Origin of the sequence: Niallia sp. Sow4_A1 (genome assembly GCF_052116745.1) — a bacterium.
GTDB lineage: Bacteria > Bacillota > Bacilli > Bacillales > Cytobacillaceae > Niallia > Niallia hominis.
In genome coordinates this window covers 1-7670 of the sequence record NZ_JBQKKM010000091.1, presented here as the reverse complement: position 1 = coordinate 7670, position 7670 = coordinate 1, and the positions used below count along the sequence as shown (strand labels likewise).

Sequence of the window (7670 nt, the reverse complement as noted above, 5' to 3'; positions counted from 1 at the left end):
CGCCAGCGTTCGTCCTGAGCCAGGATCAAACTCTCCAATAAAGAGTTGATTAGCTCATTGCTAAACTCTAGCTTTTTATTACTTGTTGTCATTCTATAACATTCGTTATAACACGATTATTGTTGACGTTTGTTTGTTCAGTTTTCAAAGAACAATTCGGTTGTTGCTATCAGAAGCAACTTTTATATAATACCATATTCATCAAGTGAAAGTCAATAACTTTTTTCAAGATATCTTTTCACTATTAAATTATCATATTATGTTGCTGTTAGAAGCAACTTTTATATAATAACAATTATCTATTTAATCGTCAACTGTTTTTTACGTTTTTTTTTACAATTCTATTAAACTCTTAGAATATATAACTGGAGCATGCTTCGAACTATCTATTCTAATTAACCCTATTCGGTTAATTTCCCCTTCTAGCTTTTCACTTATCTTTAAACAATAGCTATATGCTTCCTGCAACTCTTCTTTAGAAAGTCTATTAGCTAAGGTACAATGTGGAACCCATTTATCTGGAAGATATAATGACTCTTCATCATTGTTAAATGAATCAAAATGTCGATGATGACTCGAATGTAACTCGATTAACTCTTTAGTTACAGTTGGAGAATAAAATAGTGTTGGCGTATTTATAAAAGATCCTACAGTTTGAAAATCAACCTGGATTTTCCCCTTATTTCTATAGAAGGTTTCCATCTCATGTATAAAGTGCGTAAGAGAGACTTCCTTATAGCTTGCTAGTGTAATATGAGGTACTCTATCCTCCACTTCTCTCGCATAATAGGAGATTCCGTTACTCTCTAATTCTTCCCATATCTTTTTTATTCTTTGTTCTAATACTACATCAAATAATGCAATTACTGCATACATCCCACTCTTCTCCTTCAGTATAAAAAGTCTTTTATTTTTTTCAAAACTAAATTTTCTCTAGCAACCCAAGGATTGCAATTAAATTGAGATACGGCATATTCATTTTCTTCTATAGCCTTACCCACGGATATCCATACAGGTTTAAAATCGAGTTCAAACTCATACGCATCTAACTCTTTTTCCACTTTTCCCTTATTCGTAAGCTCACACATGTAATAATGAGATACCATTTGAAAATATGCTTGCTTATCGTCCTGATCTACTTGATTTTCTATTACTTTCCCCATACATTCTTTAACTGTGCAATGAGTATAACCAGTTTCTTCTTTTACCTCCCTCCATAGCGCTTCTTCCAGTCCCTCATTTCCTTCAACTCCTCCCCCTGGAAATTTAAAGTCACCTTTATTTGTTTGCATAAGTAAAACCTTTTGCTTTTCAATTATTACAGCCCTTACCGCTACTCGCCGATGAATCTTATGATGTTCATCGCTTATATCCAGACCAATCCTTTCATTAAACCGCATCTTATAACCCCTTTCCATCCTTTCTGTTTTGATCCCCATGAAATATATTAATAATAAATTCACGATCTGGTACTTTCAAAGTCTCATACGACTCAAAGAAAAAGGAATTATCATAAACTACTTTTTCTAGACTAATTTCTATTTTCTTCTTATCTATATTTCCAATTGCATATGAAGCTATTGGTTGAAGATTACACCCAAAAGATCCTGGATTTAGAAAAGCCTTTTTTTGCTTTGAAAAAAATAAATGGGATGATTGTGTCCAAAACAGATCAACTCTTTATTATACCCTTTAAATAAACCGTTAATAGGTTTGAATGACGGTTCAACAATTTCACTAAAGGGTTCTTGGCTAATATGACTATTTCGTTTTGATTCTTTTATATGATAATGTGTAAATAGAACCGAATGACCTTCTATTATTGTATCAATAGTTTGTGGTAACTTTTCTAAATTAGGAATATAGGATTTATTCATATTATCTGCGATCCATTAATGATGTACTTTGATGCGCGTAATGACTGAGAGGATACTCTTCTCTTTTAAGTAGCGCCAGAATCGCTTCATCATGGTTACCTGTAATCATTGAACTGTCCATTTTGGAAAACAAAAGGCCTAAAACCTCGTTTGTATCTGGTCCAATCCCTATCATATCCCCTAAACAATAAATTCTTTCCTTGTATCTATTTCTTGCAGCACAGCGTTCAAAGCCGGACCATTTCCATGAACGTCGGTAATGATTCCAATCTTCAGCTATTCCTACTCCTTTTATGAGGAAGTATATATACTCTTGATTGATACGACTAAGGAAAACAGTTTCTGCAAACCCTTCTCTCAATCATTCATCTTACTTCTCTCATATATTTAACTACATTCCGATTTTTGACCGTATCTCTGTATTTTCCAACACCTAAAAAGTCTATGAACACCAATTTTTTCAAAAAAAATTCAGAATTGCATAAATTTAATAAAATTTTAACATACATCCCTATTATTGAGTACACCTCACTTTCTCTAATTTAAGGAGGAATTATCGTAAAATAAATGTAGCCTTAAAAAATTAATTATATTTAATGAACGATTTACTGAGATTAACCGTCTTATGATTTGAAAAAGAAAGGAGGCATCGATTTAACTTTGGACAACGAGAAAAGACTTATTAAACTTGCAAAGGAAGGAAATGAAGATGCCTTCATAGATTTATTTCAATTACACTATTCATTCCTATATAAATATTTACTAAAACTTACTTTAAATGAAGAAATAAGTTCAGATCTTACACAGGATACCATGCTTAAATGCTACGAAAACCTTAACTCTTTTAAGGGAGACAGTAAGTTCTCAACCTGGATGATTTCTATTGCTTCACGACTATATATCGACCAACTTCGAAAAAAGAAACGGGAAGTCAATTGGTTAAATCAAACAAAAATAGCTTTATCACGACAACTAACATGGAAAGCGAATTCCAAAGGGATAGAATGGAGTGACACATTTACTGATTTTAATAATTTAGAAGCAGAGTTTCGTATCCCCATCCTTCTTCATCATTATTACGGCTACACGTATGAAGAAATCGGCGAACTACTTCAGATTAAATCAGGAACGGTTAAATCTCGGGTTCACAACGGCATCAAAAGACTTAGAAAGGAGTGGGCAGCCTATGACGAAAGATCATAATCAAACAGATAAGCTTATTGAGGATTTACAAAAAGATTGGAATCACCTTGAAAATCTTCCTTTCAGCAAGGAACCTTCTTCATTTTTCATAAAAGAGCAGCTACAAAACTCTCAACTAAAAAAGAAAAAAGCTTTCTATAAAGAATTGAAGCTGTTTATGGTAACAGCCGTCCTTTTACTGAGTTTTTTATCAATGATTGCATTTCTAGACTTTCAAACCATAGTCATTATGGAGGTTATATCTATTATAGTTGCTCCTCTAATTTACTTTATATTAATACACAAACAAGAAGGGAAGATATTTGATGACAGAAATTAATCCTTATTTATTAATCTTGCTTTTCCTCGCTCTGTTAGCACAGGGAACTTTTCTGTTTATTCATGCGAAAAAAAATGCAAGCATTGCATGGTTTTGGGGAATTTGGGGATTGATTTCGCTTCCACTTCCATCAATTCTTTACTTCCTACTAATTATCTTGCCTAAAAAAAGAAAAGTACGAAAGGAGAAATAACTTTGGAAGAATTATTACAAGTAAACTGGTCATTAATAGCTCCCGTCCTTATTCTCCAATTCATATTAATGCTCACTGCTCTCATTAGCTGCATCAAGCAAGAAGAAACAAACGGACCAAAATGGTTATGGATTCTACTTATCCTAATCGTTAGTTTATTCGGATCCATTTTATATTTTGTAATAGGAAGAAAAAATACTTAAGGAGGCATTAAGATGTTCGTACAAGTGAATCAATTACAAAAGCGTTTTAATGACCATCAAGCGATTAAAGGAATCACTTTTCACATTAAAAAAGGTCGTTGCACAGCACTATTAGGGCCAAATGGAGCTGGTAAGACAACCACGCTTCATATGCTTGCGGGTTTGCTATCCCCGACAAAAGGCTCTATATCTTATAACGGAGAAAAGGATTATCGTAAACATATTGGTTTTATGCCCCAACATCCCACTTTTTTTAATTGGATGACTCCCGTGGAATTTCTGTATTTCGCTGGAAAACTATCAGGTGTTCCTAAACAACGTTTAATAGAATATGTTAATAACAGCCTTTCATTCGTTGGGCTAACAGAGGTAAAGAACCGAAAGATCGGAGGTTTTTCTGGTGGAATGAAGCAACGGCTCGGATTAGCACAAGCTATTTTACATCAGCCAGAACTATTGATCCTAGACGAACCAGTTTCCGCCTTAGACCCTACAGGGAGAAGGGAAGTTTTAATACTTATGGAAAAATTAAAAGAAAGGATGACAATCCTTTTTTCCACACATGTCCTTCATGATGCAGAACAAGTTTGCGATGAAGTTCTTATGTTAAAGGAAGGAGAAATAAAGTGGGAGGGTTCTTTAATTGACTTAAAAAAAGTCTTTTCGCATACAGCTATCCATATTGAAACAATAGAACCTATAAAGAATGCATTCGATGAATTAATAAAACCGGAAGCTATTCACTTTACGACTGATAATAATGCAACCATTTTAGAAATTACACCTTCTTTACAAACAAATGATTTATTAACTGTCCTAATAAGTAGAGGATACACAATACAACGATTTGAAGTTATGGAGGATTCTTTAGAGGATGCCTATATGAAGGTGGTAGACATATGAAAAACTTTTTAACTTTATTTCAAAAAGAAATGCTAGAAAGTAAAAGAAACGGGAAATGGATCTGGCTTCCAGTTGTAATGATGATTTTAGGCGTCTCCCAACCAATTTCAACTTACTATATGCCACAAATTATTGAAAAAGCTGGAAACTTACCCGTGGGAGCGAAGATTGAATTCCCAGTTCCTACAGGAGCAGAAGTGCTCGCAGCTACTTTATCTCAATATGGAACAATTGGTACTCTTTTATTCGTCCTAGCCACGATGGGAATTATTTCTCATGAACGGCAAAATAATGTGCTTACCCTTATTATGGCACGTCCTGTTTCTGCCTTTCAATACATAGCCAGTAAATGGTCAAGTCAAGTTATCATCGCATTATCTTCTCTATTTTTAAGCTATGTTTTGACTTGGTACTATACTAATTTACTGTTTTCACCTGTTCCTTGGATAGATGTACTCACTAGCTTCCTAATATATAGCCTATGGATTATTTTTATTCTCACTTTCACAATTTGGATAGCAACACTCTTAAGAAATACTGGCGGTATCGCAGGCGTAAGCTTAACATTCCTAGCTGCACTTTCCTTACTCACTGGACTTATAACCAAATATATGAAATGGAGTCCTGCAACACTTCGAAATGGAGCAACAAGTATTTTAATGCACAATCAAAGTAATGACATATTCCTTCTACCTATTTTTACAACTATCCTATCATCAATAATTCTTTTAGCACTAGCAGTATTCACATTTAGGCGATTGGAGCGTTTCTAATAAGGTCACCCTATTTCAAAAATAAGAAAAGATTATGCTACCCCAAAAGAACTACTTATACCAATTCTACCCATAAGCATCTACCAAATAGATGCTTATGGGTTTAAATAGAATATAATCCATAGATAGATCTTTCTCCTTCCACTTCCCCTGTTTTATTGCTAAACTGTTAGTTATTCATTCAATGTGTATACATGTCAAAATTAATCGAAGACTAGCTGAAGCATTATTTATTATTTCCTATTATCCGTTATAGGATAATCCTAAAAGTTATTTATAGCGGATCCACCGATGCTGCTTTGAAAAAACAAGAGCGGCAACTCCAATTAATATCACACCCATGATAGCAGGAGTAGAATGGCTAACTCTTCCATACAACTGTCCACCAATAATCGGTCCAATGAATCGAGCTAGCGATTGAATACTTTGAGAACCACCCAGGATACGTCCCTGTTCGTTAAGGTCAACGGATTTTGAAAGCATGCCATTAAATGCTGGACCAAAGATAGAATCTCCGAGTCCAAAGAAAATCATTCCTACGATAAAGACTGGATAATACGCATTGAATGCTGAAACAGCAATAAAACTAAAACCTATCATTTCACTTATCATACCTAAAAGTGCAATTTTTTTATCTGATAAATATTTAAGTAACCTTGGCATAATAATTGCTTGAGAGAAGATGTCAAGCACCCCTATTATTGAAAATACCAACCCGACAAGCAACGCCCGCCACGCAAATGTATCTATTGAAAATTGAGAGAAAATAGCTTGTAATGATCCATTAGGAATCCAAATTAAGAATCCAGCAATCATGAGCCATTTAACAAATTTAAAAGAAAAAACATTTGATAGTTGTATAAACGGATTAAGATATTTAGGAGAAATACTAGAAGAGCGTCTAGACTTTTCAAGACTTTCAGGCATAAAGAAATATCCATATATAGCATTGAATAATGTAATTACGGCACCTGCATACATAGGTACACTATTCCCGAAATTCGCAAGTACTCCACCGATTGTAGGACCTAGAGTAGTCCCAACCCCGACAACCGCACTAATCCAACCAAAGTATTTAGTGCGTTCATTAGAAGGAGTGATATCAGCAAAGTAAGCAAAAATTGCTGATATTTCCCCCCCTGTTAAACCTTCTATGATTCGTCCAAGAAAAAGGACCCAAAGCGCCCCTCCAAGACCAAATACAAAATAGCCTAGAGCAGAACCGAGCAGACTAATAATTAAAACAGGACGACGACCATATCTATCACTTAATGCTCCTAAGACCGGTGCTGCCAAGAATACAGAAAGTGCGTAGATAGAAGAAAGCAATGTTACCGCCGTAGCCTGAGCGCTTGGATTACTGGTATAAGATTTTACTAAAAAAGGTAAAACGGGGATTACAATAGTCAATCCCATACCAGTTAAAAAGACTAAGATAAACCCAAATGTTAGTGCATGTTTATTGATTGAAGTCTTCATACTATTTCTCCTTTTTTGTTTCTATGTCAACAAAAAAGTTTACTCCATTATTGTTTCCTTGTCAACAATATACAAAAATAAAAAAATACCACTTTATCTCGTGATATTTTTCAAATGATACCTGTATCGACCAATGAAACGAAAAATAGTATCAAATTCATCATCAGTCATATTTTTAAATACTTCTTTGTCACGTTTAAGAAACAGCCCATGTAATTCTTGATGGATATTATTTATTTTCTTCCCATTAGCTGTTAACCGAAAATATATTTCTTTTTTATTTTCAGCATTTTGATAACTCTCAATAATATTTTTAGCTAGAAGCTTCTTGGTGAGCTTACTTATTGCGCCTCGAGTCATATAACTTGCAGCTGCAAGTTTTGTCACATTTGCATTTGGGATTAGGGCGATCTTTTCGATTAATTCTATTTCGTTCAATGTATATCCATTTAGGGCCGATTCAAGTTCTGGTTTATTAAGCCAAATTATTTCATTACATAAATCCATAAGCTCGCTCATTAACTGCTGTCTTTTATCCATGATAAATCCTCCCTGATTTATATTCAGTATACCCAGATTTTGTTTCTGTTGCAACAAAGTGTAACGATACGATTGAGTCAAGTTTTTGTGGGAGTTTTTTTAGCTCCCTTTTTATAAAATAAAACTTTTAATTTTGTATCCGCTTTCTAAACATTTTCTTTCATCAAAATTTCGTTTTTT

Annotated in this window: 11 protein-coding genes; 6 read left to right on the top strand and 5 right to left on the bottom strand. The window is 34.1% G+C overall.

What is annotated here, in order from left to right; genetic code table 11:
- Nucleotides 1-333: 333 nt before the first annotated feature.
- The 3 genes from ACTQ5K_RS24975 to ACTQ5K_RS24965 form a co-directional block, all read right to left on the bottom strand.
- On the bottom strand, nucleotides 334-876 hold the full coding sequence (locus tag ACTQ5K_RS24975) for a 2'-5' RNA ligase family protein (protein WP_048718371.1): 543 nt from the start codon (nucleotides 874-876) through the stop codon (nucleotides 334-336).
- Between the two features lie 14 nt (nucleotides 877-890).
- Complete coding sequence (locus tag ACTQ5K_RS24970) at nucleotides 891-1400, bottom strand: NUDIX hydrolase (RefSeq protein ID WP_048718374.1); 510 nt, start codon at nucleotides 1398-1400, stop codon at nucleotides 891-893.
- A 478-nt stretch (nucleotides 1401-1878) separates the two neighbouring features.
- The gene (locus ACTQ5K_RS24965; RefSeq protein ID WP_441994427.1) at nucleotides 1879-2238 is read right to left on the bottom strand and encodes a hypothetical protein; all 360 of its coding nucleotides are present in this window, start codon (nucleotides 2236-2238) and stop codon (nucleotides 1879-1881) included.
- Nucleotides 2239-2537: 299 nt separating this feature from the next.
- Between ACTQ5K_RS24965 and sigY the strand changes: the two genes are divergently transcribed.
- The 6 genes from sigY to ACTQ5K_RS24935 all read left to right on the top strand — a co-directional run bounded on the left by sigY (nucleotide 2538) and on the right by ACTQ5K_RS24935 (nucleotide 5471).
- Nucleotides 2538-3080, top strand: coding sequence for an RNA polymerase sigma factor SigY (sigY, locus tag ACTQ5K_RS24960; RefSeq protein WP_441994426.1), 543 nt, complete (start codon nucleotides 2538-2540; stop codon nucleotides 3078-3080).
- A complete protein-coding gene (locus ACTQ5K_RS24955; RefSeq protein WP_349205493.1) occupies nucleotides 3064-3399 on the top strand; it encodes a YxlC family protein in 336 nt (111 codons plus the stop codon). The genes sigY and ACTQ5K_RS24955 overlap by 17 nt, the downstream gene beginning before the upstream one ends.
- The gene (locus ACTQ5K_RS24950; protein ID WP_048718379.1) at nucleotides 3386-3592 is read left to right on the top strand and encodes a hypothetical protein; all 207 of its coding nucleotides are present in this window, start codon (nucleotides 3386-3388) and stop codon (nucleotides 3590-3592) included. Before ACTQ5K_RS24955 ends, ACTQ5K_RS24950 begins: the two co-directional genes overlap by 14 nt.
- A 68-nt stretch (nucleotides 3593-3660) precedes the next feature.
- A complete protein-coding gene (locus ACTQ5K_RS24945) occupies nucleotides 3661-3795 on the top strand; it encodes a PLD nuclease N-terminal domain-containing protein (RefSeq protein WP_082169286.1) in 135 nt (44 codons plus the stop codon).
- 12 nt (nucleotides 3796-3807) lie between these two features.
- Nucleotides 3808-4698, top strand: a complete 891-nt coding sequence (locus tag ACTQ5K_RS24940; protein WP_441994425.1) for an ABC transporter ATP-binding protein — start codon at nucleotides 3808-3810, stop codon at nucleotides 4696-4698.
- Entirely contained in the window at nucleotides 4695-5471 is a 777-nt protein-coding gene (locus ACTQ5K_RS24935) for an ABC transporter permease (RefSeq protein WP_284561791.1), read from the top strand. The genes ACTQ5K_RS24940 and ACTQ5K_RS24935 overlap by 4 nt, the downstream gene beginning before the upstream one ends.
- A 270-nt stretch (nucleotides 5472-5741) precedes the next feature.
- Here the strand turns inward: ACTQ5K_RS24935 and ACTQ5K_RS24930 are convergent, their stop codons facing one another.
- Both ACTQ5K_RS24930 and ACTQ5K_RS24925 read right to left on the bottom strand, forming a co-directional pair.
- The gene (locus ACTQ5K_RS24930; protein WP_441994424.1) at nucleotides 5742-6950 is read right to left on the bottom strand and encodes an MFS transporter; all 1209 of its coding nucleotides are present in this window, start codon (nucleotides 6948-6950) and stop codon (nucleotides 5742-5744) included.
- Nucleotides 6951-7043: 93 nt separating this feature from the next.
- A complete protein-coding gene (locus tag ACTQ5K_RS24925) occupies nucleotides 7044-7490 on the bottom strand; it encodes a MarR family transcriptional regulator (RefSeq protein WP_441994423.1) in 447 nt (148 codons plus the stop codon).
- Nucleotides 7491-7670 lie beyond the last annotated feature (180 nt).

Coding starts and splice junctions, on each gene's coding strand:
- ACTQ5K_RS24940 (WP_441994425.1), top strand. CDS start 3,808: ATGTTCGTACAAGTGAATCAATTACAAAAGCGTTTTAATGACCATCAA.
- ACTQ5K_RS24950 (WP_048718379.1), top strand. CDS start 3,386: ATGACAGAAATTAATCCTTATTTATTAATCTTGCTTTTCCTCGCTCTG.
- ACTQ5K_RS24930 (WP_441994424.1), bottom strand. CDS start 6,950: ATGAAGACTTCAATCAATAAACATGCACTAACATTTGGGTTTATCTTA.
- ACTQ5K_RS24975 (WP_048718371.1), bottom strand. CDS start 876: ATGTATGCAGTAATTGCATTATTTGATGTAGTATTAGAACAAAGAATA.
- ACTQ5K_RS24935 (WP_284561791.1), top strand. CDS start 4,695: ATGAAAAACTTTTTAACTTTATTTCAAAAAGAAATGCTAGAAAGTAAA.
- ACTQ5K_RS24925 (WP_441994423.1), bottom strand. CDS start 7,490: ATGGATAAAAGACAGCAGTTAATGAGCGAGCTTATGGATTTATGTAAT.
- ACTQ5K_RS24955 (WP_349205493.1), top strand. CDS start 3,064: ATGACGAAAGATCATAATCAAACAGATAAGCTTATTGAGGATTTACAA.
- ACTQ5K_RS24945 (WP_082169286.1), top strand. CDS start 3,661: ATGCTCACTGCTCTCATTAGCTGCATCAAGCAAGAAGAAACAAACGGA.
- ACTQ5K_RS24970 (WP_048718374.1), bottom strand. CDS start 1,400: ATGCGGTTTAATGAAAGGATTGGTCTGGATATAAGCGATGAACATCAT.